Genomic DNA, 253 nt, shown 5'->3' with positions numbered 1-253 from the left:
GCCAGGCCCTCCATGATCCGGGCGAAGACACCCATGCCGCACCAGCGCTTCCAGCGGTTGTAGAGGGTCTTTGGGGGGCCATAGACGGAAGGGGCATCGCACCAGCGCAACCCGTTGCGATTGATGATGGGCGCGCTAGCCCAGATGCGACTTTGGTTTGGTGGAGAGTTTCGCCTTGCGATGACCTCGGCCAAGGACATGGGCGCGGAAGACTTCGGCGGGGGTTCGGAAGCCCAGGCACTTCCGTGGGGTC

Annotated in this window: 2 pseudogenes; both read right to left on the bottom strand. The window is 64.0% G+C overall.

Annotation, left to right across the window (positions count from 1 at the left end):
* A pseudogene (locus GV832_RS22755) lies at positions 1-128 on the bottom strand (transposase); the annotation flags it as partial.
* Between the two features lie 7 nt (positions 129-135).
* Positions 136-253 (bottom strand): annotated as a pseudogene (locus GV832_RS22750) (IS30 family transposase); the annotation flags it as partial.

This window comes from Stagnihabitans tardus (assembly GCF_009925085.1).
GTDB lineage: Bacteria > Pseudomonadota > Alphaproteobacteria > Rhodobacterales > Rhodobacteraceae > Stagnihabitans > Stagnihabitans tardus.
This window is presented reverse-complemented; position numbering and strand designations above follow the sequence as displayed.